The sequence below is a fragment of the Ectothiorhodospira shaposhnikovii genome (genome assembly GCF_016584105.1).
GTDB classification, from domain to species: Bacteria; Pseudomonadota; Gammaproteobacteria; order Ectothiorhodospirales; family Ectothiorhodospiraceae; genus Ectothiorhodospira; species Ectothiorhodospira shaposhnikovii.
In genome coordinates this window covers 12180-39122 of the sequence record NZ_NRSM01000027.1, presented here as the reverse complement: position 1 = coordinate 39122, position 26943 = coordinate 12180, and the positions used below count along the sequence as shown (strand labels likewise).

The following is a 26943-nucleotide window of genomic DNA, read 5'->3' as shown; positions in this document are numbered from 1 at the left end:
TGGCTGTTGTCAATACGTGTCTGCCTTGTTACACATAGCCGCCACCCGGGCCATCCGTCAGCTGTTCGTATCCTGTTTCGGGGTACCCAGTCCTTTTCTGGCGGATTTCACCCCTTCCTGATGAACTGCCGCGTCACCTCGGCGCCTGCCCGCCGCGCCTGTCGCCAGACCCGTTTCCAGTCGCCGCCCAGGGCGGCGCGGGCGATGCGCAGGGCTCTGGCCCGGTGGGAACGATCCAGTTGGCCGAGTAATACGCCCCAGATGCGGTCCACCTGCCAGGCGGTTTCCAGGCTGTCCAGCCGTGCCGGCACGATCAGCGCCGGAGGGATGTCCAGATCCCGGGCCACGGCTTCCATCGCCCCCCGCATGGCCGCGGCCTTGGGCCGGTCCGGGTGTTCCAGGTCATAGGGCGGCGCCCATTCCCGTGCCGGCGAGAGCCGGTCCACATGGCTCAGGACCACCATCACCGGGGGCAGGATGCGGCCCGGCATCCGCTCCAGGGTCCGGCGCAGGGTGGTCAGCGCCTCCAGATCCAGGGCACGATCCGCCCGGTGTGCCGGCACCACCCAGAGAATGCAGTCGCTATCCGCCAGGGTGTCAACCAGGGCACCGAGTTGCGTCCGGTTTTCCAGTCCGGGGGTGTCGATGAGCACCAGTTCTTCCGCCCCGTCCCGTTGCAGCACGTAGCTGCCCGGCGTCCGTGTCAGGGGCAGGGCGTCCACGCCGGAAGCCCGGGTGCCCAGCAGGGCATTGACCAGACTGGACTTGCCGGCATTGGTCTGCCCGGCCACGGCCACCCGTACCGGTCCCGGGGAGGGCGCCGGCGGTGCCCCCGGTCCCCGGGCCCGGGCTTCTGCACGGGCGTCCTCGGTCCGGTCATCCACCCGCAGGCGTCCCGAGTACAACTCGATGGCGGCCCGTCCCACTTCCTCCACCCAGATCCGCGCCCCGCGCCGACGCAGATAGTCGCCGGCCTCGCCCAGCATGGCCGAAATCATCTTTTCCCGGGCCGCGGCCAGGGCCGCGGTGGCCGGGTTGACCCAGCGCACGGTGCGATACACCCGGCTCAGGTGAGCGAGCCAGCGGGCGCCGGTAAGGGCTGCGGGTTGCAGTTCCCACAGGCGCATCACCTGGCTGGCCCGGATCATGTGTGCGCCGGGGACATGATCCAGCATCACCCGCCGGAGCCGGGCGCTGACCCGTTCCGTCAGCAGTAGGGCCTCGGGCACCGTGAAGCCCCAGACCGCATGTTTCTCGTCGGGGTGGTAGTGGTGGGCCACCTGTTCGATGGTTTGCCGCGCCGTGTCCAGCATCCGTTGCTGATCAGAGAGAATGCGCGGCTCCACTTCGGCGGCCAGGCGCTGGACCGCTTCCCAGGCGGCCAGATCCCGTCCGGACCAGTCCTCATCCGGTGCCGACACCGGGGTGTCGTCGGCGATGGCGGTATCCCGACCTTGCAGGCCACGCCGCTGCAGCCACCAGCCGACGCCGTAGATCACCCCCCCCAGCACGGCGGCAATCCCCAGCCAGTGCAGCAACCAACCCTGTTGCCAGAGCCACAGGGCGCCGAAGGGGATCAGGACCAGCAGGGGCACCACCGCCAGCCCGAGGGCGGATACCAGGGCGCCCCAGCGCTCCCAGGGGCCGTCTTCCTGTTTCATGGCCTGGACTCCGCGTGAGTGGCCGCATTCCCTTTACGGGGTTGTCTGAACATCACATAGGCTTCCTTGAGGGCGCCACGAAAGGTCTCGGCCACCCCTTGCGGGGTGTCGACTCCCTGTCGGCGTTGTTCCAGATAATGGCAGGCGGCCCGGCCCAGGGCATAGGTGACCGCGCCACTGGCCACGCCGGCCGCCGTCGCGCCGGCCACCTGCCCGTACACCGGGATCAGTTTGCCCAGCTGTCGGGCGGCAAACCCGGCGCCGATGCCCAGGGCCGTGCTCATGCCCAGGGACGCCAGAAAGGCCTTGAGGGTCCGGCGGTCCCAGGGCAGGGCGTAGATGCGGGCGATGCTGTGCAGCATCTTGCCCTGCAGGGTGGGGACCGTGACCGCGCCCATCACGGGCACCAGGTCGCAGACCCCGGCGGCGGTGGCATAGCCCAGGATATGGGGGTGGATCCGGGCACGGCAGGCATCCCGGCCATGGCGGGCCAGATCCCCGAGCAGCCCGGTACGGCCCTGGATGCAGGCCGCGTCCAGGGCATCCAGCAGTTCCGGCAGCCCGTAGTCCTGGTCGGAAAACCCGTCTTCCGGCAGGGTCAGGTCCACCGGCACGGCCTGAAACAGGCCGTCGCCGGGCAGTCCGGCAAAGGCCGCGGCCTGGGCCTTGAGGGCGCGATCCAGGTCCATCAGCGCCGGGTCGTGGTGCCAGTCTCCCCAGGGCGGGTGATCCCGGTCATCCGGATAGGCGTCGTGGAGCCGGGTCTGAACCAGGATCACGGCCCAGTCCGGGTGTCTGCGGCGGATCTGTCCCAGGGCGGTCAGCAGGGCGTCCTGTTGCGGGTCCATGGCGCGGACCACGGCAATGACGCCATGGGCATGGCCTTCCACCACCGCCAGGTCCGCCGCCGGATCGTAATCCGCTTCCTCCAGACCCCGGGTATCCAGGAACCGCACCACCGGTACATCGGGGGGAAACTCGTAGATCCGGGCACTGGGGGTGCAGGGCTGGAAGGCATTGCCGATCTCGGCGGCCGGATCGCCGGTGATGGCGCGCACGATGGAGGTCTTGCCGGACTGCACCTTGCCCAGCAGCCACAGCACCGGGGCCTGTGTCCGGGCGCCGGCGGCAATCTCCTGTTCCAGGTCCGGTGCCGGATCGGGTCTGAGCACCGCGTCCATGAGTCGGCGCCAGGGCGTCATGGGGGGGCTCCCGTCCCGTGGTCTGCGTGCCGGTCCAGAAAACCCTGCAGGATCTGGCCGAAGGGGCCGGGGGCCTGGACATGGAGCCAGTGCCCCGTGTCCTTCAGGGTCATCAGTCGGGCGCGGGGAAAGCGGGCCTCGATCAGCGGACGATACGCATCGCGGATGTAGTCGGAGCGTTCACCGCGAATGAACAGGGCAGGGCCTTCGTAGGGGGCGCCGGTCTCTGGGTAGCCCACCAGGGTGGGAAGGGCCTGCCGCAGGATATCCAGGGGAATACGCCAGCGAAATCCCTTCGGTCCCCGTTCCAGGTTCATGAGCAGGAACCTGCGCACCGGGGCTTCGGGGATGGCCCGGGCCAGGGCGATATCCGCATCTTCCCGACGTGACAGGTCGGCCACGGGCAGGTGCTGCAGGCTGTCGAGGATGTGGGTGTGTTCCCGGTCATCCAGGGCGTAATCGACGGGGGCGATGTCCGCCACCACCAGGGCCCGGACCCGCTCGGGGTGGTGCTGGGCCAGGGTCATGGCCACCTTGCCGCCCATGCTGTGCCCCGTCACCAGGACCTGTTCCAGGCCTTCCCGGTCCAGCAATGCCAAAAGGTCCGCCGCCATGGCCGGGTAGTCCATCTGCAGGGCGTGGGGCGACTGCCCGTGATTGCGCAGGTCCGGCAGCAGCACCCGGTAACGTTCCGCCAGGGTCCGGGCGTGGCCCTGCCAGTTGACGCCGGCCCCGTAGAGGCCGTGCAGCAGCAGCAGGGGCGGCCCGCTGCCGAGGATCTTGTGGTGGAGTCGCATTTTCTGGTCGGTCCTGTCTGATATCCGAACACATGAAGATTTGAAGCCATCCCGGGAGCGGTTAGACTGGACCCCGTCTGTTCTCCTGGAACGAAGGAGCCATCCATCATGGACCACAATCCCGGTAACCGCATTTTCCGGCGCCGCATGACCCGGCGCGACTTCCTCTGGCTGATGTCCGCCGGCACCGCCGGGGCCGTGGTGCTGCCCTCCCTCAAGGGCTGTGCCGTGGATCCGGTCACCGGCCAGCAGCGGCTCATGCTCATGTCCGAGCAGGAGGAGATCGCCGTGGACCGGCAGCATTCCCCTCACCAGTTTTCCAATGACTATGGACTGCTGCGGGACAATCGTGTCAACAACTATGTGACCCAGGTGGGGAATTCCGTCGCCGGGGTCTCCCACCGGCCCCACATGCCGTACTCCTTTAATGTGGTCAATGCCAACTATATCAATGCCTACACCTTCCCGGGCGGCACCATGGCCTGTACCCGGGGCATCATGGTGGAGATGGAGGACGAGGCCGCCCTGGCGGCCTTGCTGGGCCATGAGACCGGCCACGTCAATGCTCGTCACACCGCCCGGCGCCAGACCACGGGCATCATCGCCGCCGTGGTCCTGGGGGGCGTGGGCATTGCCGCGGCCCAGTCCGAACAGCTGTCCGGTTACAGCAACCTGATCTATGCGGTCAGCGCCGTGGGTGCCACCGCCCTGCTGGCCCATTACAGCCGCGAGAACGAGCGGGAAGCCGATGCCCTGGGTCTGGAGTACATGTCCAAGGCGGGCCAGAACCCCCAGGGGATGGTGGATCTGATGGATATGCTGCGGGGCATGTCGGACCGTCAGCCCAATGCCCTGGAAGCCATGTTCTCCACCCATCCCATGAGCCAGGAACGGTTCGACACCGCCCAGCGGGAGGCCCGCTCGCGCTATTCCGCGGATCTCAACCGCAATGTGGGGCGGGAGCGTTACATGGACAACACCGCTTCATTGCGGCGCATCAAGCCCGCCATCAAGGAACAGCAGGCCGGCGAGTCCCGCATGGCCAGGGACCAGTACGCCCAGGCGGAACGGCATTTTGCCACCGCCCTGCGTCAGGCCCCCGGTGACTATCCGGGGTTGTTGCTCATGTCCAAGGCCAAGACCGCCCAGGGGCAGCATCGGGAGGCGGAGCGCTATCTGCAGCAGGCCCGCAGTGCCTATCCCGATGAAGGGCAGGCCATTCACCTGAGCGGCATCAACCAGCTGGCCCAGAACCGGCCGGATGCCGCCCTGAGTCATTTCCAGCGTTATGAGCGGATACTGCCGGGCAATCCCAACACGGTGTTCCTGCAGGGCGTGGCCCACGAGAACATGCAGAACCGTCAGGCGGCGGCGCAGCAGTATCAGCGCTATGTGCAGATGGCGGGGACGCAGACGGAGCAGGGCCGCTATGCCGCCCAGCGTCTGCAGAGTTGGCGTTGAAAAGGAAATCCCGCCTCTGGCTGGCCCTGATACCGGTACTGTTGGGTCTGGTGCTGGCCATCTGGCAACCCGTCTCGCTGGATGCCCTGCTGGATTTCGGCCACCAGGCCAGCGCCCATCCCCTGGTGGCGGTGGGGCTGGTGCTGGTGCAGGCCCTGTTGCTTGCCCTGGCGCTGCCCGGCACCCTCATGCTCTGGGTGGTGGCGCCCATCTACTCCCCGCTGGTGGCTGCCGGTCTGCTCACGGCCGGCAGCGTTTTGGGTGCTTTCGGTGCTTACGAGATTTCCCGGCACCTGCGCGGCCGTCGGCCACCGGATGTGGATGCCGGGCGTGTGGTCAATCTGCTCAGGGAGCGGGGGGATTTCCTTACTCAGCTGGTATTGCGGGTGTTGCCGGGGTTTCCCCATTCAGTGATCAACTACGGTGCCGGCATGCTGGGTCTGCCCCTGCTGCCGTTCCTGGCGGCCGCCGCCTTGGGGCTGGCGGTGAAGTGGGTGGTCTATGCGGCGGCGGTTCACGCCCTGGTGGAAGTGGGTACCGGGGCGGAGGAGTTCGGTCTGGATTCGGTGGCGCCGCTGCTGGTCCTGGCCCTGTTCCTGGGGATGGGTGCCCTGGTGCGTCACGCCCTCCAGACCCGCCGCGCCCGGCTTGACGAGGCCCCGCGGCAGGATGGTTCGTGAAGGTTGTCTGTTGACTTGGGTCCAGGCCCTTGCCGCGACCGGATTGGGCGGCAGGCCGGGAGTCATGGCGGGTTCCATGCCTTTTTGCCGCCCCGCCTTGGTACACTACGCTCCCTCAAGAACCACATGTCAGGCAGAGAGGATCACCGGTGCCAAGCTATCTTGATGAATTTCATGCCGTCGACAACGGTCTGGTGCGGGTCACGCCCGAACAGGCCAGCCGCTTCGCCAAGGAAGTGGCCGGTGATTTCAATCCGATCCACGACCCCGATGCCAAGCGCTTCTGCGTCCCCGGCGATCTGCTGTTCTGCCTGGTGCTGGCCCGCTACGGGGTGAGCGCCCGCATGGCCTTCAGCTTCACCAACATGGTGGGTGCCGGCGTCGGCCTGCATTTCCCCGCCACCGACGACGCCACCCTGGAGATCACCGACGGCGGCGAGCGGGTCTATCTCAGGGTGGAGCGGGATGGTGAGGTGTCCCGGGACGGCGCCCTGCTGGAAGGGCTGACGAAACAGTACGCCGCCTTCTCCGGGCAGAACTTCCCCCACGTGATGGTGCCCCTGATGAAGGCCCAGGGCGTCATGGTCAATCCCCAGCGCCCGCTGGTGTTCTACGAGAGCATGACCCTGGAATTCACCCGTCTGCCCGCCGAGGCACCGAGCTTGAGCTTCACCAACGCCACCATGGCAGTCAACGGCAAGCGCGGCGACGTGGTGCTGGAGTTTGCCCTCACCGCCTCCGGCGAACAGGTGGGCACCGGCCGCAAGAAACTGGTCATCTCCGGCCTGCGTCCCTTCGAACAGGACGTGGTGGACGACCTGGTCAGCCAGTATGACGGCTGGAAGGCGGCCTACCGACGGTATCCCTGATTGTTTCGCGGCAAGTCCACGGCCGTTGTTGCGCAACTGTGACCGATGGGGTCGACAGGGGGCGTCCCTGACGCCAACATCAACTGTTATCCTTCCCCATTCTTGCTCCCTTCATTGGATCAACCCTTCCCATGACTGATATCTCCCACCGCATCGCCCAGGAGCTGGGCGTCCGTCCCGATCAGGTCAAGGCCACCGTGGAACTGCTGGACAGCGGCGCCACGGTGCCGTTCGTGGCCCGTTACCGCAAGGAGGCCACCGGCGGGCTGGATGATGCCCAGCTGCGCAGCCTGGAGGAACGCCTGGGGTATCTGCGGGAGCTGGATGCCCGAAGGGAGGTGGTGCTCAAGGCCATCGAGGAACAGGGCAAGCTCACCGACTCCCTGGCGGCGGCCATCTTCGAGGCGGATACCAAGACCCGCCTGGAGGATCTGTACCGCCCCTATGTGAAAAAGCGCCGCACCAAGGCCCAGATCGCCCGGGAAAACGGCCTGGAGCCGTTGCTGGATGCCCTGTTGGCGGACCCCGGTCAGGTGCCGGAGGCGATGGCCGCCGGTTACACCACCGAGGAGATCACCGTGGAGGCCGCTCTGGAAGGGGCGGGGCACATCTTCATGGAGCGCATCGCCGAGGAGGCGGACCTGATCGAAGAGCTGCGCAATTATGGCTGGGAGCGGGGTTTTCTGATCAGCAAGGTGGTGCCGGGCAAGGAGCAGGAGGGGGCCCGATTCCGTGACTATTTTGATCACATGGAGCCCTTGAGCAAGGTGCCTTCCCATCGGGCCCTGGCCATGTTCCGGGGGCAGGCGGAGGATTGCCTGCGGCTGGAGGTGGCCTGGACCGAGGCCCAGGCCCGGGGTGAGGAAGACACTGTCATCTCGCCCGGAGAGGCGGCCATCGCCCGGCGTTTCCAACTGTCGGACCGGGGCCGTCCGGCGGATGCCTGGCTGGCCCGGCATGCCCGCCTGGCCTGGCGGGCCAAGCTGTCCATCCACCTGGACGTGGCCCTCAAGCGACGGCTACGGGATCTGGCGGACGAGGAAGCCATCCGGGTCTTCGGCGCCAACCTGCAGGACGTGTTGCTGGCCGCCCCGGCCGGTTCCCGCTCCACCATGGGTCTGGACCCGGGGGTGCGTACCGGGGTGAAGGTGGCGGTGATCAACGGCCAGGGGGCGGTGGTGGAGACGGCCACGGTCTATCCCTTCCCGCCCCGGAATCAGGTGCGGGAAACCCTGGAAACCCTCTCCGCCCTGGCCCGCAAGCACCAGGTGGACCTGGTGGCCATCGGCAACGGGACCCATTCCCGGGAGACGGACGCCCTGGTGGGGGAGTTGATGCGCCTGAATCCCAAGCTGGGGCTGACCAAGGTGGTGATTTCCGAGGCGGGCGCCTCGGTCTATTCCGCCTCGGCCCTGGCCTCGGCGGAGCTTCCGGACCTGGATGTGTCCCTGCGCGGGGCGGTGTCCATTGCCCGCCGTCTGCAGGACCCGCTGGCGGAGTTGGTGAAGATCGAACCCAAGGCCATCGGCGTGGGCCAGTATCAGCATGACGTCAATCAGGCCCAGCTGGCCCGCAAGCTGGATGCGGTGGTGGAGGACTGCGTGAATGCGGTGGGGGTGGATGTGAATACCGCCTCCGCGCCCTTGCTGGCACGGGTGTCGGGCCTGGGCACCACACTGGCGGAGAACATCGTGATCTTTCGTACCGAACAGGGCCCCTTTGCCAGCCGTGCCGCCCTCAAGAATGTGCCCCGTCTGGGGGCCAAGGCCTTTGAACAGGCGGCGGGCTTTCTGCGCATCCCCCGGGGCAAGGACCCGCTGGATGCCTCGGCGGTGCACCCGGAAGCCTATCCGGTGGTGCGGCGGATCGTGGCCGAGACCGGCCGTGATGTGCGCGAGCTGATCGGTGACGAGGCCTTCCTCAAGCGGTTGGACCCGTCCCGGTTTACGGACGAAAACTTCGGCGAGCCCACTGTGCGGGACATCCTGGCCGAGCTGGCCAAGCCGGGCCGGGATCCGCGGCCGGAGTTTCGCACCGCAGCCTTCAAGGAGGGGGTGGAGCGTCTGCAGGACCTGCAGCCGGGCATGGTGCTGGAGGGCACGGTGACCAACGTGGCCAACTTCGGCGCCTTCGTGGATATCGGTGTGCATCAGGACGGGCTGGTGCACATCTCCGCCCTGTCGGACCGTTTCATCAAGGACCCGCGGGACGTGGTGCGGGCCGGTGACGTGGTCAAGGTGAAGGTGATGGAGGTGGATCTGGAGCGCAAGCGGATTGCCTTGAGCATGCGTCTGGACGATGAGCCGGGACGGGAGGCGAACGGCCGGCCAGCCCGGGAAGCCCGGGGTGGCCAGGGACGCAAGGTTGGCGCGGCGCGCAAGGACACGGCCCGCGCCGAGCCTCAGCCGGAAGGGGCACTGGCGGCAGCACTCAAGGCTGCGCGCGGAAAATAGAGTGTCGGCCCTGCTCCCCGTTGTACGGGGAGCAGGGCGGCATGGCGTCAGCCTGCTGCCGCCCGAAGCGCCTCGGCCCGATCGGTCCGCTCCCAGGTCACGTCCAGATCCTCGCGGCCGAAGTGACCGTAGGCCGCCGTGGGGCGATAAACCGGCCGTTCAAGATCCAGCATGGTGAGGATACCGTAGGGCCGAAGGTCGAAGTGTTCCCGCACCAGTTCCGTCAACCGCAGCTCATCAATCCTGCCGGTGCCGAAGGTCTCCACGGCGATGGAGGTGGGTTCGGCCACGCCGATGGCATAGGAAACCTGGACCTCGCAACGTTCCGCCAGCCCGGCGGCAACGATGTTCTTGGCCACGTAGCGGCAGGCATAGGCAGCGGAGCGATCCACCTTGGACGGGTCCTTGCCGGAGAAGGCGCCACCGCCGTGGCGGGCCATGCCGCCGTAGGTGTCGACGATGATCTTGCGGCCGGTGAGGCCGCAGTCTCCCAGCGGGCCGCCGGTGACGAAGCGGCCGGTGGGGTTGATGTGGAAACGAGTGGCCTTGTGCAGCCACCGAGATCCCAGCACCGGTTTGATGATCTCCTCCATCACCGCTTCCTGCAGGTCCTGTTGGGAAATGTCCGGGGCGTGCTGGGTGGAGAGCACCACCGCTTCGGCGGAGGCCGCCTGGCCGCCCTCATAGCGGAAGGTGACCTGGCTCTTGGCGTCGGGACGCAGCCAGGGCAGGGTGCCGTTTTTGCGCACTTCGGCCTGGCGGCGGACCAGCTGATGGGCGAAGTGGATAGGGGCGGGCATGAGGACATCGGTCTCGCTGCAGGCGTAGCCGAACATCAGGCCCTGGTCACCGGCCCCCTGGTCCTCGGGGCGGCTACGGTCCACGCCTTGGTTGATATCCATGGACTGGGCGCCCAAGGTGTTGAGGACGGCGCAGGTACGGCCGTCAAATCCCTTGTCGGAGTGATCATAGCCGATGTCCAGTACCACTTGGCGTACCAGCCTTTCCAGATCGATGGTGGCGGTGGACTTGACCTCGCCCCCCACCAGCACCATGCCGGTCTGGGCAAAGGTCTCGGCGGCGACGCGGGCCTTGGGGTCCTGGGCCAGATAGGCGTCCAGGATGGCGTCTGAAACCTGATCGCAGAGTTTGTCCGGATGGCCCTCGGAAACGGATTCGGATGTGAACAGATAAGTCTTGTTCATGGGGATACCTGTGGGTTGTCCTTGGAACGGATGGCTGGAAGGACTCAAGCCTTGCGGAAGCGGAAGATGCCCCAGCACAGGTGCCCGGCGTGGCCGCCGTCGATCCAGTGCTGCAGCCCCTTCTTCATGCGCGCCAGATAGTCCGGCGAGATGCTGCCGGCCAGGTCAGCCTCCCGGGTCTCCGTTTCCTGCAGGACCCGGGCATAGTGTCGCGGCAATTGGTGGCTGTGATCCTCAAGGCTGATCTCTTCAAGTCCATGTTGCCCGGCGGTCTCCCGGTAGAAACCTGGGCAGCCCAGGGTTTCCAGGTGGATGCGATCCAGGATGGGTTGCAGGACCCCGTCGGGGCAGTCGTCGGTGGCCATGGGGTCGGTGAAGATGAACACCCCGCCGGGTTTGAGGACCCGGGCGGCTTCCGCCAGTACACTGGCCCTCCGGCCGCTGTGCAGGATGGCATCCTGGGACCACACCACGTCGAATTGACCATCAGGGCAGGGGATGTCCTCGAAGCTGCCGTCCACCACCTCGATGCGATCGTCCAGCTTCTGGGCCTGGTTGATCTTGCGATTACGGGCGTTTTCCACCTCGCTCAGGTTCAGGGCGGTGACATGGCAGCCGAAGTTGCCGGCCAGGTAGCGGGCGGCTCCGCCGTAGCCGGCACCCAGGTCCAGGATCCGGTGCTCGGGGGTGAGTTCTCCCAGCATGTCGCCCATGTGGGCCACCGTGCGGCGGCTGGCATCACTGATGGGTTCGTCCTCGGTTTCGTAAAGGCCGATGTGGATGTCCTCGCCACCCCAGACCCGGTGGTAGAAGGTATCGGCGTCATTGCTGTTGTAGTAGTCGCGGGCGGTGGCGACGGCGCCTGCATAGTGATGGCTCATGCCGGATCTCCCGTGTAGCGCTTGTCGGCGACATGGATGAAAAAATCCGGCTCCTGCTCCTGATAGGTTTCCTTGAAGTCGCCGAAAGTCTCGATCTGCTGGAAACCCACCTCACGCATCAGGCGGCGCACATAGGCCCTGCGCAGGGGATACATGTTCAGGTGATAGACCGACTGGTCGGGAAAGGCATAGCGGAAGCGGGTCAGGCCCGGATCTACATGCTCGGGGTGGACCGAGACGTTGTCACCGCAGTAGTAGAAGGTGTGGGTGCTGGAGTAGCCGTGATCCAGAATGGCGTCGTAGTTGCGCTGGTCCAGGATCAACAGGCCGTCGTGGTTGAGTGCCGAATAGAACTCGGCCAGGGCCTTGCGGCGGTCGTTTTCGTTGAACAGATGGGTGAATGAGTTGCCCAGGCAGACTACGGCATCGTAGCGGCCGTAGATGTCCCGATTCAGTTCCCGCCAGTCCGCCTGGGTGGTGCGCAGGATGTGGCCCCGCTTGCGGCCGTTGTCGAAGGCCTTGGCCAGCATTTGGGCGCTGCCGTCGGCACTCACCACGTCAAATCCCGCCTCCAGCAGCAGGATGGAGTGAAAGCCGGTGCCGGTGGCCACGTCCAGGACCCGTTTTGCCCCCCGCTCCTTGAGTACCCGGATGAAGAAATCCCCTTCGCTGGCGGCCCGGCTGTCCCAGTCGATGAGCTCGTCCCATTTGTCCACGAAGGGTTCCACGTATTCACGGACGTAGTTGTCCGTTTCCCGGCGTTCCACCGGTCTGGTTCCGAAATCCTGCTTGGTCATGGTGATTGACATCGAGGTCTCCTCGCCACCTGGTTGGTGGACGTTAGAAACGCGGGGCGCTGGTGCACCCGCACGATGTGGATGACAGGCGCAGCCGAAAAACCCGAAGCGGGTGGTGGCGCCCTGTCCGGCCTGTGCTGGGCCGCTGATGGTGTCCGCGAGACCTTTGCAGTGCCTCGGGACCATGGGATGGTCGTCGTGATGACCATGTCTTGCCGGACGAGTGATCAGGCTCCGGCAGGCTGGGACGCAGTGGCGTCCGGTGGGCAGGAAGGGGGTGTTGCGGCGTTGACGGCTCCCGCGGACCGTCGTATGCACCGTTGGCCTGTTGTTTCGGTGCACCTTTTTACCTTGAGCAAGTCGGGCCTGAATTTCAAGTGGATATCCCGGATTGTCAATAAGGGTTCATGGATTCATGGCCGTCGCATGCACAAAAACAGGGTGGCTTGTCGTGTTTCTGCGTGAATTGTTGTAAAGCTGACAATGAAATCTGCTCTGGACGACATGGTCATGTATGCCTTGATCTCCAATATAAACAACAATTTGTGGGTATTTTTTGCAAGATGAACTAAATGGCACCGGATTTGCTGAGGATAAAGAAAGACTGTTCCCGGGGAGGTGTTCATTGAAGTGGAACAGCCGGTTCATTCATTCAATAAAGAGGGCATTTCCATGGCGCGCATTGGGATCTTTTTCGGCACCACCACCGGCAATACCCGCAAGGTTGCCAAGATGATCAAGAAGAAGTATGACGATGAGACCATGGCCAAGCCGCAGAATGTGAACAAGGCCAGCGCCGATGAGATTGCCGGCTATGACTATCTGATTTTCGGTACGCCCACCATGGGCTCCGGCCAGTTGCCCGGTCTGTCCGCCGACTGCGAGGAAGAGAGTTGGGAGGAGTTCCTGCCCAATCTGGAAGAGGTGGACTTCACCGGCAAGACCGTGGCTCTGTATGGACTGGGGGACCAGGTGGGTTATCCCAATGAATTCGTCGATGCCATGATCGAGTTGTATGATCTGGTCACCGGCCGTGGTGGTCGCGTGGTGGGGGCCTGGCCGACCGAGGGCTACGAATTCGAGTCTTCCCAAGCCGTGGTGGATGGCAAATTCGTCGGGCTGGTGCTGGACCAGGACAATCAGAGCCAGCTTACCGAGGAGCGTCTTGAGACCTGGCTGGCCCAGATTGCCCCGGAGTTTGGGTTGTCGGCCTGACGCAGACGCCGGGGCGGGCGCTCCGGCGTTTTTTTTGACCATGCGTTGATAATGATTAGCAATACTACTACCATGAGCGATCGCTGAAACCATCGCAGTTCTGACACGCATCAAGGAGTTGCTTTATGAATTCACCAGACGCTGCTGAAGCCGATATTGCTGCACCTGGTCTGGCGGATCCGGGCGCCGTGGAATCCTCCGGCCTTGTAGATACGGGCCTGGGGGAAACGATGATCTCACAGGCCGGTGTCGCGGATGTGGCGGAGGCCGGGATCGTTCACGCCCTGCAGGGAATGATCGACCTTGGTGGTCCGGTGGTGGCTATCCTGCTGGCCATGTCCGTGGTGGCCCTGACCATCATCCTGGTCAAGATCGGCCAGTTCCTGTGGTGGCGTCTGGGTGACGAGCGCAGTCTCAAGACCGCGCTGGAACACTGGCGCGACGGTCGCTCGGAACCGGCACTGGAGACCCTTTCCCGTACCCGCAGTCCCGCGGCCCGGGTGCTGGAGGTGGCCATCCTGGGGCGGCGGGACAATGCCTGCCCGGAGCCGCTGGTGCGCGAGGAGGCCACCCGGGTGGCGGTGAACTGGCTGGAGCGGTTGCGGGGGCAGTTCCGTTTGCTGGAGGTGATTGGCACCCTGGCGCCGCTGCTGGGGCTGCTGGGTACGGTGCTGGGCATGATTGCCGCCTTCCAGCAACTGGAGGCGGCCGGCAACCGTGTGGATCCCTCCATTCTTTCCGGTGGCATCTGGGTGGCACTTCTGACCACGGCAGTGGGTCTGGCGGTGGCCATTCCGGTGGTGGCGGTGCTCAACGGGCTGGAGCGCTGGGTGGAACGTTTCCGCCACCGGATGCAGGATGCCCTGACCCAGGTTTTTACCCTTCCGCTGCCGGCGGTGAGTGAACGGCAACAGGAACCGACGCCCATCAAGTCGGCGCAGAAAGCGCATATCAAGGTCTGGAAGGACCGGGCGGCGGGCGATGCTCATTGAGATACCCCAGCCCCGTCGGCGGGTGCTCATCAGCCTTACCCCCCTGATCGATGTGGTGTTCATCCTGCTGATCTTTTTCATGCTGGCCAGCAGCTTTCTGGACTGGAGCGCGGTGACCCTGAGTACTCCTTCCTCCCAGTCCAGCGCCACTGACGACCAGCCGCCTCTGGCTGTGCGCATCCTTCCGGGTGGCGAACTGCGGGTAGCGGGTGAAGCGGTGACGGGGGAACACCTGGTCAGCGTCCTGCGCGAGCATCTGGCCGTTGAGCCCTCCCGCACGGTGGTGGTCCAGCCGGCGGGGGAGGTTCCCCTGCAGACCGTGGTCAATGTCCTGGACCGGGTGCGGGAGGCAGAGCCCGTGTCCCTGCGTCTGTCACGGGAGTAAGGCTCCATGCAGTTACCCGAGTATTCCGGCAAGCCCCCGGAAGAGAATCTGATTCCGCTGATCAACATCGTCTTTCTGTTGTTGATCTTCTTTATGGTGGCCGGTGCACTGACTGCCCAGGATGTCTTTGAAGTGGAAGCTCCTGATTCCAGTCACGAGGCCGGCGTCGATGATGAAGGCTGGCTGGTGTTGCTGGGCCGGGATGGGCGGCTGGCCCTGGACGACGAGGAACTGGATGCCGATACCCTGAAACTGCGTCTGCAGGCAGGGATGGAGGCGCGAGGCGAATCCCCGGACAAGAAGGGGGAGCCGCTGGTGCGTATCAAGGCAGACCAGACGGCTTCCACCGATGAACTCATGGACCTGATGGAGCTGCTGCGCGCCGCGGGTGTGGATGAGGTGCGTCTGCTGACGGTCCTGGCGGGGGATCGTTGATGCACTTGAGAAGCATGGGCTGGTTGCTGGCCCTGACGATGGCGGTGGGGCTGCATTTGCTGGTGTTCTGGTGGCTGGCACGCAGTGACGACGTGAAGGCGGAGGCCGCCCAGGCACCCGGAGAAGCCGGTGTGGTGATCGGTTTGGGTCCGGCGGGACAGCCGGCGGGACAGCCCGAGCCGGTCGCGGAGCCGGTGTCGGAACCCGAGCCTGAGCCTGAGCCAAGACCACAACCCGAACCCGAACCCGAGCCAAAACCCGAGCCAAAACCCGAGCCAAAGCCGGAACCCAGGCCCAAACCTGAGCCCAAGCCCCGGCCGCCCGAACCAAAGCCCAGGCCCCAGCCCAAGCCGGAGCCGGTCGCCGAGGCTACGACTACGACCGCTCCCGTGGCCAAGCCCCAGGGACAGTCGAGCGAGGATGCCCGCGAAAGCGCATCCAACCAGCCTGGTCGACAGGCGGGTCAATCCGCCGGTGGTGATCCGGCAGCGACCCAGGATTATCTGCAGGTGGTGCGTGCCTGGCTGGAGCGACACAAGGAGTATCCCCGTCAGGCGCAGTTGCGTCGTCAGGAGGGGGTGGTTTATGTGCGTTTTGTAATGAACCGAAACGGGGAAGTACTGTCACATAGCATTGAACGCAGTTCAGGGCATTCGCTGCTGGATCGGGAAGTGACCAGCATGCTGCAGCGGGCACAGCCATTGCCCGTGATGCCGCCGGAACTGCCTCAGCACAGACTGGAAGTGGTCCTGCCGGTGGCCTTCAATCTGCGCTGAGGTCAGGTGGAACAATGGCCGGGACGGACCTTTACCGCTCCGGCCATTGTTCAGCTTGATCATCTCCTGCACTACAACAACTTCAGTTTAAAGACTCCGTTCAGACGCTCAGCATGGCCGTGATTGAGGGGGGATACCCCCCTCTGGTATCCTCTCCTCCCGTCCGGCGCCTTTGGCGCACTCATTCTCCAATCCCGACGAAAATCTCATGACGCGATACGTGTTCATTACAGGGGGCGTGGTGTCTTCCCTGGGTAAAGGCATTGCTGCTGCTTCCCTGGGGACGATCCTTGAGGCCCGTGGTCTCAAGGTCACCATGCTCAAGCTGGACCCCTACATCAACGTGGACCCCGGCACCATGAGCCCGTTCCAGCACGGCGAGGTCTTCGTCACCGAGGACGGCGCGGAAACCGACCTGGACCTGGGACACTATGAGCGGTTCGTGCGTATCAGGACCAGCCGGCGCAACAACTTCACCACCGGCCAGATCTACGAGAACGTCATCCGCAAGGAGCGTCGGGGTGACTACCTGGGCGGCACCGTGCAGGTCATTCCCCACATCACCGACGAGATCAAGCGCTCGGTGCGGGCCGGGGCCGAAGGGGCTGACATCGCCCTGGTGGAAATCGGCGGTACCGTGGGCGACATCGAATCCCTGCCGTTCCTGGAAGCCATCCGCCAGATGGGGGTGGAGCTGGGCAGCGAGAATGTCCTGTACATCCACCTGACCCTGGTGCCTTACATCGCCGCCGCCGGCGAGATCAAGACCAAGCCGACCCAGCACTCGGTGAAGGAACTGCGTTCCATCGGCATCCAGCCCCATATCCTGCTGTGCCGTTCCACCCATCCACTGCCGGAGGGGGAGCGTCGCAAGATTGCCCTGTTCACCAACGTGGAGGAAAAGGCGGTCATCTCCTCGGTGGACGTGGACAACATCTACAAGATTCCCCTGTGGCTGCACTCCCAGAAGCTGGACGAGATCGTCCTGCGCAAGCTGCACGTGGAGGCCCCGCCTGCGGATCTGTCCGACTGGAAGCACGTGGTCAACGCCATGGAGTTTCCCGAGGCCGAGGTCACCATCGGCATGGTGGGCAAGTATGTGGAACTCACCGAGTCCTACAAGTCCCTCAACGAGGCCCTGACCCACGCCGGCATCCATACCTCCACCAAGGTGAACATCCGCTATATCGACTCCGAACGCCTGGAGACCGCGGGCACCGACTGCCTGGCCGAGGTGGATGCCATCCTGGTGCCCGGTGGTTTCGGTGAGCGGGGCGTGGAAGGCAAGATCGCCGCGGTGCGCCATGCCCGCGAGCACAAGATACCTTACCTGGGCATCTGCCTGGGGATGCAGGTGGCGGTGATCGAATATGCCCGCAACGTGGCCGGCCTGGAACAGGCCCACAGCACTGAGTTTCGTCCCGGGACGCCCCATCCGGTGATCGCCCTGATCACTGAGTGGCAGGACCGGGAAGGCCGCGTGGAACAGCGCAGCGGCGATGACGACCTGGGCGGCACCATGCGTCTTGGGGGGCAGCAAGCCCGTCTGGCCCCGGATTCCCTGGCCCGGCGCGTCTATGGTGCCGAGGTGATCAGTGAGCGTCATCGTCACCGCTATGAATTCAACAACCAGTATCTGGAGACGTTGCAGGCGGCCGGACTGGTGATCTCCGGCAAGTCCATGGACGGGGCACTGGTGGAAATGGTGGAGCTGAACGACCATCCCTGGTTCCTGGCCTGTCAGTTCCACCCGGAATTCACCTCCACCCCCCGGGATGGCCATCCGCTGTTCGCCGGTTTCGTCAAGGCAGCCCGACTGCAGCATGAAAAGGTTTTCAACCAGGGTGAAGAATCCCGATGAAACTCTGTCATTTCCAGGCGGGTCTGGATCAGCCGGTATTCCTGATCTCCGGTCCCTGTGTCATCGAGAGTGAACAGCTGGCCCTGGACACGGCGGGTCTGCTCAAGGAAATGACCGATCGCCTGGGCATCCCCTTCATCTACAAGTCCTCTTTTGACAAGGCCAACCGGTCTTCCAGTCGAAGCTTTCGTGGTCCCGGCCTGGAGAAGGGGCTGCAGATCCTGGAGACGGTGAAGCACCGGATCGGCGTGCCGGTGCTGACCGACGTGCATGAAGACACCCCGCTGGCCGAGGTGGCCGCCGTGGTGGATGTGCTGCAGACCCCGGCCTTTCTCTGCCGCCAGACCAACTTCATCCGCAACGTGGCGGCCCAGGGCCTGCCGGTGAACATCAAGAAGGGCCAGTTCCTGGCCCCCTGGGACATGAAACACGTGGTGGACAAGGCCCGCGAGACCGGCAACACGCAGATCATGGTCTGCGAACGGGGCGTGTCCTTTGGTTACAACACCCTGATTTCCGACATGCGCGGCCTGGCCGTGATGCGGGAGACCGGGTGTCCGGTGGTATTCGATGCCACCCATTCCGTGCAACAACCCGGCGGCCGGGGCACCAGCTCCGGCGGCCAGCGGGAATTCGTGCCGGTCCTGGCACGGGCCGCCGTGGCCTCCGGGGTGGCGGGTCTTTTCATGGAGACCCACCCGGACCCGGACAAGGCCCTGTCCGACGGACCCAACGCCTGGCCCTTGCCCCATCTGGAGGCATTGCTGAACACCCTCAAGGCCCTTGACGACGTGGTCAAGGCCCAGGGGTTTATCGAACAACAGTTCTTGAATTGAGCAACAGGGGATCATGACCCATGACCGAGATCGTTGATATTCTGGCCCGCGAGGTGGTGGACTCCCGCGGCAATCCCACCGTCGAAGCCGATGTGAAACTGGGCTCCGGCGCGGTGGGACGTGCCGCGGTACCCTCCGGCGCCTCCACCGGCTCCCGCGAGGCACTGGAACTGCGGGACGGTGACGCGCGCTACCTGGGCAAGGGCGTGCGCAAGGCCGTGGCCAACGTGAACGGCGAGATCCGCGAAGCCCTGCTGGGCCTCAAGGCCTCCGATCAGGAGGCCATCGACCGGCGCATGATCGAGCTGGACGGTACCCCCAACAAGGGTCGCCTGGGCGCCAATGCCCTGCTGGCGGTGTCCATGGCCCTGGCCCATGCCAATGCCCGTGATACCGGCCTGCCCCTGTACCGTCACCTGGGCGGCGAGGGGGCCACCCTGCTGCCGGTGCCGATGATGAACATCATCAACGGCGGCGCCCATGCCGACAACAGCGTCGACATGCAGGAGTTCATGATTCTGCCGGTGGGCGCCGGCAGCGTCGCCGATGCCATCCGCTACGGCGCCGAGGTCTTCCACGCCCTGAAGAAGGTGCTGCACGGCCGTGGCCTGTCCACCGCCGTGGGTGACGAGGGTGGTTTCGCCCCGGACCTGCCCTCCAACGAGGCGGCCATCGAGGCCATCCTGGAGGCCATTCATCAGGCCGGCTTCACCCCGGGCAAGGACATCTTCCTGGGGCTGGACTGTGCCGCTTCCGAGTTCTACAAGGACGGCGCCTACGTGCTGGCCTCCGAAGGCAAGCGCCTGGATGCCGCCGGCATGGTGGAATTCCTGGCGAACTGGGTGAAGCAGTACCCCATCATCACCATCGAGGACGGCATGGACGAGGGCGACTGGGACGGCTGGAAGCTGCTCACCGAGCGCCTGGGTGATCAGGTGCAGCTGGTGGGTGACGACCTGTTCGTCACCAACACCGAGATCCTGCAAGAGGGCATCGACAAGGGGATCGGCAACTCCATCCTCATCAAGCTCAACCAGATCGGTACCCTCACCGAGACCCTGGAAGCCATCCGCATGGCCCATGACGCCGGCTATACCGCGGTGATTTCCCACCGCTCCGGCGAGACCGAGGACGTCACCATCGCCGATCTGTCGGTGGCCACGGGGGCCGGTCAGATCAAGACCGGGTCCCTGTCCCGCTCCGACCGGGTGGCCAAATACAACCAGCTGATTCGCATCGAGGAAATGCTGGGAGCCTCCGCCCGCTATGCCGGCAAGGCGGCATTCAAGCGTCTGGGCTGATCGACAGCGTCCGGCCTGGCCGCCTTCCTCCGGGCAGGGGGAGGCGGTCCAGGCCCGGGCATGGTGACTTCCCCCGACCCTACGCGCTGGACTCCCCCGGATGAAATGGCTCATCACCCTGTTGCTGGCACTGTTCCTGGGGCTCCAGTACAAACTCTGGCTTGGCGAAGGCAGCCTGATGGAAGTCTGGCAGTTGCGTCAGGAACTGGAGACCCAGCGGGCGCAGAATCAGGAACTGCGCGGCCGTAACGAGGCGCTGGAGGCGGAGGTGATCGATCTCAAGACCGGCCTGGAAGCCATTGAGGAACGGGCCAGGCGGGAACTGGGGATGATTGCCGAGGACGAGATCTTTTTCCAGGTGGTGGATCGCCACCGCTTTGGCGGACAACGATGACGAAGACTCCCGGATTCTGGGCGGTGATTCCCGCCGCCGGTGTCGGCAGCCGCATGCGCGCCGACCGTCCCAAGCAGTACCTGCCCCTGGCCGGGCGCACGGTGCTGGAACATACCCTGGACATCTTTTTCCGGCACTCGCGCATCAGCGGCGTGGTGTTGGTGATCAGTGCCGATGATGGCTGGTTCGGGGATCTGGATATCAGGACCGACAAGCCCCTGTGGGTGGTGGACGGGGGCGCCGAGCGTTGTCATTCCGTGCTCAACGGTCTCAAGGCCCTCATGGCCCACGCCGATCCCCGGGACTGGGTGCTGGTCCATGACGCGGCGCGGCCCTGTCTGAGCGATGGGGACCTGGATCGGCTGCTGGATACCCTGCGGGACGATCCGGTGGGCGGCATCCTGGCCACGCCGGTACGGGATACCAAAAAGCGGGCCGGACCTGGTGGCCGCATCGCCGCCACCGTGGATCGCGGTGCCATGTGGCGAGCCTTCACGCCGCAAATGTTTCGTCTGGCGGCCCTTGAGGCGGCCCTGGAGCAGGCCCTGGCCGATGGTTTTCTGGTGACCGACGAAGCCTCTGCCATGGAGCATGCCGGACAGGCGCCCCTGCTGGTGGAGGGCAGTGCCCGCAACATCAAGATCACCCAGCCGGAAGACCTGTCCCTGGCGGAGTTCTATCTGTCCCGGCAATGACTTGCCGGATGTGGGAGCGGGGGATCTTTCCCCTGAACTTTCTTTCCTGCCCACGGGTGTCTCACCTCGGGGGCTCTCTTCGGACCAGAAGGAGCGGCAATGAAGTTTCGTATCGGTCACGGGTATGACGTCCATGCCTTCATGGAGGGCGATCACCTCATCATTGGCGGCGTGCAGGTGCCTCATCACAAGGCCTTCAAGGCCCATTCCGATGGAGATGTGCTGATGCATGCCGTCTCCGACGCCATCCTGGGGGCCGCGGCCCTGGGGGACATCGGCCGTCATTTCCCGGACACGGACCCCGCCTACAAGGGGGCCGACAGCCGCGTGCTGTTGCGGGAGGTTCTGGCCAAGGTGCAGGCCCTGGGCTGGCAGGTCGGTAATCTGGATGCCACCCTGGTTGCCCAGGCCCCCAAGATGTCCCCCCACGTGGAACAGATGCGGGCCAACCTGGCGGCGGATCTGCAGATCGATCTTGCCCAGGTGAACGTGAAGGCGACAACCACCGAGCGACTGGGATTTGCCGGGCGGGAAGAGGGCATCGCCGCCCACGCGGTGGTCATGCTGGTGTCCGCATAACCCGGCGTAGCCTGCTACTTTTCCAGGTGCTTGAGCTTGTCCGGTTGCCCGTTCCAGGACTCGGCATCCGGCAGGGGATCCTTGCGCCGGGTGATCACCGGCCATTGCCGGGACAGTTCCGCGTTGAGCTCGATGAAGTGCTCCTGACCTTCGGGCACCTCGTCCTCCGGCACGATGGCCTGTGCCGGACACTCGGGTTCACACAGGGAACAGTCGATGCATTCATCCGGGTCAATTACCAGAAAGTTGGGACCCTCGTGGAAGCAATCCACGGGGCAGACCTCCACGCAGTCGGTGTATTTGCAGCGAATGCAGTTCTCAAGGACGACGAATGCCATGGGTGTCTCCCTATGGTTGGATCAGTGACGCTTCCCTGATGGCATCATACCCGGCATTCACATTCCGCCAAACGCCTTGAAAAACAGGGTTTCTGCCGGCGCTACTCCCGCAGCAGCGCCGCCAGTTCCTTGAGCCGGTACAGGGCCACCAGGGCCTCACGGGGTGTCATACCGTCCGGATCCAGTTCATCCACCGCCGTGCGCAGGGCCTGGCTGGTGGTGTCGGGGCCGTCCTTCGGGGGCTCTTCGGGTGCTTCCGCCTCGGGTAGCGGCGCGGCGAACAGGCTCATCTGCGGGCCCTGTCCCGGCCCAGCCAGACTCTGCTGCTCCAGGGCATTGAGGCGCTGACGGGCACGCCGGATCACCGCCTTGGGGACGCCCGCCAGGGCGGCCACATGCAGGCCGTAACTCTGATTTGCCGGCCCCTCCTTGACCGCGTGCAGGAACACGATCCGGTCCCCGTGTTCCACCGCGTCGATATGGACGTTGGCAATGGTGGGGTACTGGTCCGGCAGGGCGGTCAGTTCGAAATAATGGGTGGCAAACAGGCAGAAGGCCCGGTTGCGGGTGGCCAGGTGTTCAGCACAGGCAAAGGCCAGGGACAGGCCGTCGAACGTGCTGGTGCCCCGACCGATCTCGTCCATCAGCACCAGGCTGTGCTCGGTGGCGTGGTTGAGGATGTTGGCCGCCTCGGTCATCTCCACCATGAAGGTGGAACGACCGGAGGCCAGGTCGTCACTGGCGCCGATGCGGGTGAAGATCCGGTCCACCGGCCCGATCAGGGCCCGCCGCGCCGGCACGAAGCTGCCCACGTGGGCCATGAGCACGATCAGGGCTGCCTGACGCATGTAGGTGGACTTGCCTCCCATGTTGGGACCGGTGATCACCAGCATGCGGCGCTTGGGGTCCAGCGTCAGATCATTGGGAACGAAGGGTTCGTCCAGCACCCGCTCCACCACGGGATGGCGTCCGTCCTCGATGCGCACACCCGGCTGGTCGGTCAGCTCCGGCGCGGTGAGATCCAGGCTGTCCGCCCGTTCCGCCAGATTGGCCAGGACATCCAGTTCCGCCAGGGCCTCGGCGCTGCGGCGCAGGTCGGGCAGGGGGGCATGAAGCTCTGCCAGCAGGGCTTCGTAGAGCTGCTTTTCCCGCGCCAGGGCGCGTTCCCTGGCGGAGAGGACCTTGTCTTCGAAGCGCTTGAGCTCGGGGGTGATGAAGCGCTCCGCCCCCTTGAGGGTCTGGCGCCGGGTGTAATCGTCCGGGGCCCGATCCGACTGGCCGCGGCTGATCTCGATGTAATAGCCATGCACCCGGTTGTAGGCCACCTTGAGGTTATGGATGCCGGTGCGTTCCCGTTCCCGTTGCTCCAGATCCAGCAGGAACTGATCGGCGTTTTCCGACAGGGCGCGCAGCTCGTCCAGTTCGGCATCGTAACCCTGGGCGATCACCCCGCCGTCGCGGATGAGGACCGGTGGCTGATCGATCACCGCCCGGCGCAGCAGATCCACCACCCGCGGGTGCTCGCCGATGGCCTCTGCCAGTTCCCGCAGACGCACCGCTCGCAGCGGGTGCAGGGTCTGTTGCAGGGCGGGCAACTCGGCCAGGGAGTCCCTCAGGGTGGTCAGGTCCCGGGGGCGGGCGGAACCCAGGGCGATCCGGGTGAGGATCCGTTCCAGATCGCCGATGCACCGCAACTGGGGCTGGATCTGCTCGAAGGCCCGGATATCCAGCAGGGCACTGATGGCACCGTGGCGTCCCTTGAGGATCCGGCGATCCCTCAGGGGCTGGTGCAGCCAGCGGGCCAGCAGGCGGCTGCCCATGGCGGTGGCGGCCTGATCCAGGACGTGGGCCAGGGTATTGTCGCGTCCGCCGGACAGGTTGGTGGTCAGTTCCAGGTTCCGGCGGGTGGCCGCGTCCAGGATGATGCCATCGTCCCGCCGCTGTACGCTCAGGCCGTCGATGTGGGGCAGGGCGGTCTTCTGGGTCTCCTGGGCATATTGCAGCAGGGCACCGGCGGCGCCGATGGCCAGGGGCATGTGATCGCAGCCGAACCCGGCCAGGTCCCGGGTGCCGAACTGGCGGGTGAGCAGGGTGCGGGCGGCCTCGGTCTCGAAGTGCCAGGGGGCACGGCGCTTGACGCCGCTCCGTTCCGGACCCGGCAGGCGCATGTCCTCGGGGATCAGGATTTCGGCGGGCTGCAGCCGTTCCAGTTCCCCCAGCAGGGGTTCTTCTCCCTTGAGTTCCTGGACCTGGAAGCGACCCGATGCCAGATCCAGGATGGCCAGCCCGGTCTGTTCACCCCGGGCCTTGAGGCAGACCAGGAGATTTTCCCGACGCTCCTCCAGCAGGGCCTCGTCGGTGACGGTGCCGGGCGTGACGATCCGCACCACCTTGCGCTCCACCGGCCCCTTGGCGGCCGCGGGGTCTCCCACCTGCTCGCAGATGGCCACCGACTCGCCCTGTCTCAGCAGACGGGCCAGATAGGACTCCGCCGCGTGCACCGGAACGCCGGCCATGGGGATGGGCTCCCCGGCGGACTGGCCGCGGCGGGTGAGGGTGATGTCCAGCAGGCGGGCGGCCCGGGTGGCGTCCTGGAAGAACAGCTCATAGAAGTCGCCCATGCGGTAGAACAGCAGGATATCCGGGTGATCGGCCTTGATCTTGAGGTACTGCTGCATCATGGGGGTGTGGGAAGACAGGTCGCTGGTGGTCATTAATCGTCTATTGGATCCTGTGACAAGCGGTGAAGATTACCATGACCGGATCATGGGAACCTCCCGGTCTGAAATCGTCTAAGCTCTTAATGAATGCGTCAGGGAATTTTACAGACGGTGAGTCTTTCACCGCCGGAGTGGGTTCCGGCATTTCCTTGCAATGCAGATAGGAGGTTCGTCTATGACAACATGGGTCATTGTTGCGGATGCGAGTCGGGCCAGGGTGTTCAGTGCCGAGAAGTCCTTCAGTCCCCTGGTGGAGGTGGAAGATCTGACGCATCCGGAGGCCCGCTTGCATGAGCAGGACCTGCAGTCGGACCGCATGGGGAGGGCGTTCGACAGTACCGGCGATGGGCGCCACGCCATGGGCAAGGAAACGCCTCCGAAAAAGCACGAGGCACTGCGTTTTGCCCGCACCCTGTGCGATCGGCTGAACAATGCCCGGGCCACCGGCCAGTTCAGTAAGCTCTATATCATCGCCGCCCCGGCGTTCCTGGGTGCGCTGAGAAACTGCATGGATGCGGTCACCCAGAAGTCCGTCGCCGGTGAGATCGACAAGAACCTCACCACCCATGATCCCATGGATATCCGCCGGCAGCTGCCCCAGTTCCTCTGATGCAGCCTGAGGGAGGGCGGGGCTTCAACCCGCCCCTCCCCCTGTATCCACCAGCGGTACGAACCGTACCGCCAGCACTCTCCGCGTTTCCAGTTCGCCGTTCTCCTTTTTCTCGCCCACCACCAGCATCTGTGCGTCCCAGCCGGTATCCACCGGAATCACCATGTGCCCTCCGACGGCAAGTTGTTGCAGCAGGGGCGCCGGTATGCAGCTGGCGGCTGCCGTGACGATGATGCCGTCAAACGGTGCTGCCTCCGGCCACCCCGCATGGCCATCTCCGCTGCGGGTGTGGACCTGGTCGTAACCCAGGGTCTGGAGTCGTTCATGCGCCGTGTGGGCCAGCTCCGGTATGACTTCGATACTGTATACATCAACAGAAAGCTCTGCCAGAATGGCCGTCTGATAGCCGCAGCCGGTTCCGACCTCAAGCACCTTCGCCCCCGGCTGGAGCGCCAGCAGGTCTGTCATCAGGGCCACGATGAAGGGCTGTGAGATGGTCTGCCGATGGCCAATGGGGAGTGCGGTGTTATCCCAGGCATGGTCAAGACTGGACCGGGAAACGAACTGATCCCGGGGCACATTCGCAATTGCTCGCAGAATGGCTGGACTCGGTCTGTCAAGGCCGGTTGTGTTTGATGTGGACGCGTAATCTGCACAGATTTCCTCCGTGAGCCGCGCTATCTTGGTTTGCCTGTTCGGTAAGGGGTTCATCAGGATTCTCCTCTGGTAACCAGTAGGCTTGCGTATAAAGCCGATCCCTAGAATGATGCGGTAATTGCGCTATTGCCGCTGATGATGTCGCCGGATAGCGCTTGCGCGTGACACGCACCCGACGGGTTTGCAGCAGAATAGGGGTTGACGAAAATGCCTGAAAAGGTCATATCCCACGGTATGAAGCCTGTCATTAATCGATGACCGACCCAGCAGGGGGGATACATGAGTCTGGATTTTGAAGAAAAGAGAGTTTTTCAACGACTTCAGTTAAACCACCCTCTGAAAGTTACGGAGTCTGCTTCCGGTAAGGTCTATCAGGGACTTGGGCGCGACCTGAGTGCCATCGGTCTGTCGTTTTACATGGATACCCAGCTGCCGGTGGGGGCTGTGCTCGGCATCACCATTGATCCCGCCGGCCAGTCTTCCGTGATGCCCTTTCGGGCAGAAGTGGAAGTGAAGCGGGTGGAGGAAGAAGGTCAGGGTTATTTGGTGGCAACCAGCATACTGCGCATGCTGTGATGTCGCTTCCCTCCGATGACGAGCTTGTGAATATTGCCCGATTGCTGGGGGAACAGTTGTGCAGCCATGGTGAGAGGCTGGTTCTGGCCGAATCCTGCACGGGCGGCTGGATTGCAAAGGTCATCACCGACCTGCCCGGTTCGTCAGTGTGGTTTGACCGGGGATTCGTGACTTACAGCAATGAATCCAAGGTGCAGCAGCTGGGGGTCGATCCTGATCTCATTGATCGCTATGGCGCCGTGAGCCAGGAGACGGTAGCCGCCATGGCGGAAGGAGCCCTGGTTCGCAGTCAAGCCCACCTTTCAATTGCTGCAAGCGGTATTGCGGGCCCGGGAGGCGGCTCCACTGAAAAGCCTTCGGGGACGGTGTGGCTTGCCTGGGCCAGGCTGGATCAGGTCACTCAGACCCGTTGTTTTCATTTCCCGGGAGAGCGCGAAACGGTTCGCCGTCAGGCGGTTGCGCATGCCCTTCAGGGGGCGATCACTCCCTAGGATGGCCTGCTGGATTCCTGGGGTTGGCACGGAGGCCGGTATGTATGGGATAATCCGAAGTTTACCGTGAGGCGGA

27 protein-coding genes are annotated in these 26943 nt (G+C 64.6%); 18 read left to right on the top strand and 9 right to left on the bottom strand.

Annotation, left to right across the window (positions count from 1 at the left end; genetic code table 11):
- Window positions 1–107: 107 nt before the first annotated feature.
- The 3 genes from CKO35_RS13755 to CKO35_RS13745 are packed head-to-tail and all read right to left on the bottom strand — an operon-like array spanning window position 108 to window position 3660.
- Entirely contained in the window at window positions 108–1661 is a 1554-nt protein-coding gene (locus CKO35_RS13755) for a GTPase family protein (RefSeq protein ID WP_200176713.1), read from the bottom strand.
- Complete coding sequence (locus CKO35_RS13750; protein WP_200176712.1) at window positions 1658–2863, bottom strand: YcjF family protein; 1206 nt, start codon at window positions 2861–2863, stop codon at window positions 1658–1660. The genes CKO35_RS13755 and CKO35_RS13750 overlap by 4 nt, the downstream gene beginning before the upstream one ends.
- The gene (locus tag CKO35_RS13745) at window positions 2860–3660 is read right to left on the bottom strand and encodes an alpha/beta fold hydrolase (RefSeq protein ID WP_200176711.1); all 801 of its coding nucleotides are present in this window, start codon (window positions 3658–3660) and stop codon (window positions 2860–2862) included. Before CKO35_RS13745 ends, CKO35_RS13750 begins: the two co-directional genes overlap by 4 nt.
- Window positions 3661–3768: 108 nt before the next feature.
- Here CKO35_RS13745 and CKO35_RS13740 point away from each other — a divergent pair, with 108 nt between their 5' ends.
- From CKO35_RS13740 to CKO35_RS13725, 4 genes are all read left to right on the top strand, one after another.
- Complete coding sequence (locus tag CKO35_RS13740; RefSeq protein WP_200176710.1) at window positions 3769–5121, top strand: M48 family metalloprotease; 1353 nt, start codon at window positions 3769–3771, stop codon at window positions 5119–5121.
- Entirely contained in the window at window positions 5118–5801 is a 684-nt protein-coding gene (locus CKO35_RS13735; RefSeq protein ID WP_200176709.1) for a VTT domain-containing protein, read from the top strand. Before CKO35_RS13740 ends, CKO35_RS13735 begins: the two co-directional genes overlap by 4 nt.
- A 149-nt stretch (window positions 5802–5950) precedes the next feature.
- On the top strand, window positions 5951–6670 hold the full coding sequence (locus CKO35_RS13730) for a DUF3581 family protein (protein WP_200176708.1): 720 nt from the start codon (window positions 5951–5953) through the stop codon (window positions 6668–6670).
- Window positions 6671–6801: 131 nt separating this feature from the next.
- A complete protein-coding gene (locus CKO35_RS13725; protein WP_200176707.1) occupies window positions 6802–9123 on the top strand; it encodes a Tex family protein in 2322 nt (773 codons plus the stop codon).
- 47 nt (window positions 9124–9170) lie between these two features.
- Here the strand turns inward: CKO35_RS13725 and metK are convergent, their stop codons facing one another.
- From metK to CKO35_RS13710, 3 genes are read right to left on the bottom strand one after another with little or no spacing between them, the layout of a single operon-like run.
- Window positions 9171–10328, bottom strand: a complete 1158-nt coding sequence (gene metK, locus CKO35_RS13720) for a methionine adenosyltransferase (RefSeq protein WP_200176706.1) — start codon at window positions 10326–10328, stop codon at window positions 9171–9173.
- 44 nt (window positions 10329–10372) lie between these two features.
- The gene (locus tag CKO35_RS13715) at window positions 10373–11209 is read right to left on the bottom strand and encodes an SAM-dependent methyltransferase (protein ID WP_200176705.1); all 837 of its coding nucleotides are present in this window, start codon (window positions 11207–11209) and stop codon (window positions 10373–10375) included.
- Window positions 11206–12018, bottom strand: a complete 813-nt coding sequence (locus CKO35_RS13710; protein ID WP_200176704.1) for a glycine/sarcosine N-methyltransferase — start codon at window positions 12016–12018, stop codon at window positions 11206–11208. Before CKO35_RS13710 ends, CKO35_RS13715 begins: the two co-directional genes overlap by 4 nt.
- A gap of 660 nt (window positions 12019–12678) precedes the next feature.
- On the opposite strand from CKO35_RS13710, the gene CKO35_RS13705 reads away from it, so the two are divergent.
- The 11 genes from CKO35_RS13705 (at window position 12679) to ispF (ending at window position 21475) form a co-directional block, all read left to right on the top strand.
- Complete coding sequence (locus CKO35_RS13705) at window positions 12679–13221, top strand: flavodoxin (protein WP_200176703.1); 543 nt, start codon at window positions 12679–12681, stop codon at window positions 13219–13221.
- 125 nt (window positions 13222–13346) lie between these two features.
- Window positions 13347–14213 carry a MotA/TolQ/ExbB proton channel family protein gene (locus CKO35_RS13700; protein WP_242467202.1) on the top strand — a complete coding sequence of 289 codons (867 nt, stop codon included), beginning with the start codon at window positions 13347–13349 and terminating at the stop codon, window positions 14211–14213.
- Window positions 14203–14598 carry an ExbD/TolR family protein gene (locus tag CKO35_RS13695; protein ID WP_200176702.1) on the top strand — a complete coding sequence of 132 codons (396 nt, stop codon included), beginning with the start codon at window positions 14203–14205 and terminating at the stop codon, window positions 14596–14598. The genes CKO35_RS13700 and CKO35_RS13695 overlap by 11 nt, the downstream gene beginning before the upstream one ends.
- A 6-nt stretch (window positions 14599–14604) precedes the next feature.
- Entirely contained in the window at window positions 14605–15033 is a 429-nt protein-coding gene (locus CKO35_RS13690) for an ExbD/TolR family protein (protein WP_200176701.1), read from the top strand.
- The gene (locus CKO35_RS13685; RefSeq protein ID WP_200176700.1) at window positions 15033–15809 is read left to right on the top strand and encodes an energy transducer TonB; all 777 of its coding nucleotides are present in this window, start codon (window positions 15033–15035) and stop codon (window positions 15807–15809) included. The genes CKO35_RS13690 and CKO35_RS13685 overlap by 1 nt, the downstream gene beginning before the upstream one ends.
- A gap of 208 nt (window positions 15810–16017) precedes the next feature.
- Complete coding sequence (locus CKO35_RS13680) at window positions 16018–17670, top strand: CTP synthase (RefSeq protein WP_200176699.1); 1653 nt, start codon at window positions 16018–16020, stop codon at window positions 17668–17670.
- On the top strand, window positions 17667–18506 hold the full coding sequence (kdsA, locus tag CKO35_RS13675) for a 3-deoxy-8-phosphooctulonate synthase (RefSeq protein ID WP_200176698.1): 840 nt from the start codon (window positions 17667–17669) through the stop codon (window positions 18504–18506). Before CKO35_RS13680 ends, kdsA begins: the two co-directional genes overlap by 4 nt.
- Before the next feature lie 20 nt (window positions 18507–18526).
- On the top strand, window positions 18527–19807 hold the full coding sequence (gene eno / locus CKO35_RS13670) for a phosphopyruvate hydratase (RefSeq protein ID WP_200176697.1): 1281 nt from the start codon (window positions 18527–18529) through the stop codon (window positions 19805–19807).
- Window positions 19808–19907: 100 nt separating this feature from the next.
- A complete protein-coding gene (gene ftsB, locus CKO35_RS13665) occupies window positions 19908–20201 on the top strand; it encodes a cell division protein FtsB (protein WP_200176696.1) in 294 nt (97 codons plus the stop codon).
- Window positions 20198–20896, top strand: a complete 699-nt coding sequence (gene ispD, locus CKO35_RS13660) for a 2-C-methyl-D-erythritol 4-phosphate cytidylyltransferase (protein ID WP_200176695.1) — start codon at window positions 20198–20200, stop codon at window positions 20894–20896. Before ftsB ends, ispD begins: the two co-directional genes overlap by 4 nt.
- Window positions 20897–20995: 99 nt before the next feature.
- Complete coding sequence (gene ispF, locus CKO35_RS13655; protein WP_200176694.1) at window positions 20996–21475, top strand: 2-C-methyl-D-erythritol 2,4-cyclodiphosphate synthase; 480 nt, start codon at window positions 20996–20998, stop codon at window positions 21473–21475.
- 14 nt (window positions 21476–21489) lie between these two features.
- Here the strand turns inward: ispF and fdxA are convergent, their stop codons facing one another.
- Both fdxA and mutS read right to left on the bottom strand, forming a co-directional pair.
- Entirely contained in the window at window positions 21490–21813 is a 324-nt protein-coding gene (fdxA, locus tag CKO35_RS13650; protein ID WP_008933034.1) for a ferredoxin FdxA, read from the bottom strand.
- A gap of 101 nt (window positions 21814–21914) precedes the next feature.
- A complete protein-coding gene (gene mutS, locus CKO35_RS13645) occupies window positions 21915–24527 on the bottom strand; it encodes a DNA mismatch repair protein MutS (RefSeq protein WP_200176693.1) in 2613 nt (870 codons plus the stop codon).
- A gap of 181 nt (window positions 24528–24708) precedes the next feature.
- Between mutS and CKO35_RS13640 the strand changes: the two genes are divergently transcribed.
- Entirely contained in the window at window positions 24709–25143 is a 435-nt protein-coding gene (locus CKO35_RS13640; RefSeq protein WP_200176692.1) for a host attachment protein, read from the top strand.
- A gap of 24 nt (window positions 25144–25167) precedes the next feature.
- On the opposite strand, the gene CKO35_RS13635 is transcribed toward CKO35_RS13640, so the two are convergent.
- Window positions 25168–25854 carry a protein-L-isoaspartate(D-aspartate) O-methyltransferase gene (locus CKO35_RS13635; protein ID WP_200176691.1) on the bottom strand — a complete coding sequence of 229 codons (687 nt, stop codon included), beginning with the start codon at window positions 25852–25854 and terminating at the stop codon, window positions 25168–25170.
- Between the two features lie 225 nt (window positions 25855–26079).
- Between CKO35_RS13635 and CKO35_RS13630 the strand changes: the two genes are divergently transcribed.
- Together CKO35_RS13630 and CKO35_RS13625 are read left to right on the top strand one after the other, a co-directional pair.
- On the top strand, window positions 26080–26376 hold the full coding sequence (locus CKO35_RS13630; protein ID WP_200176690.1) for a PilZ domain-containing protein: 297 nt from the start codon (window positions 26080–26082) through the stop codon (window positions 26374–26376).
- A complete protein-coding gene (locus CKO35_RS13625; RefSeq protein ID WP_200176689.1) occupies window positions 26376–26867 on the top strand; it encodes a CinA family protein in 492 nt (163 codons plus the stop codon). Before CKO35_RS13630 ends, CKO35_RS13625 begins: the two co-directional genes overlap by 1 nt.
- Window positions 26868–26943: the final 76 nt, after the last annotated feature.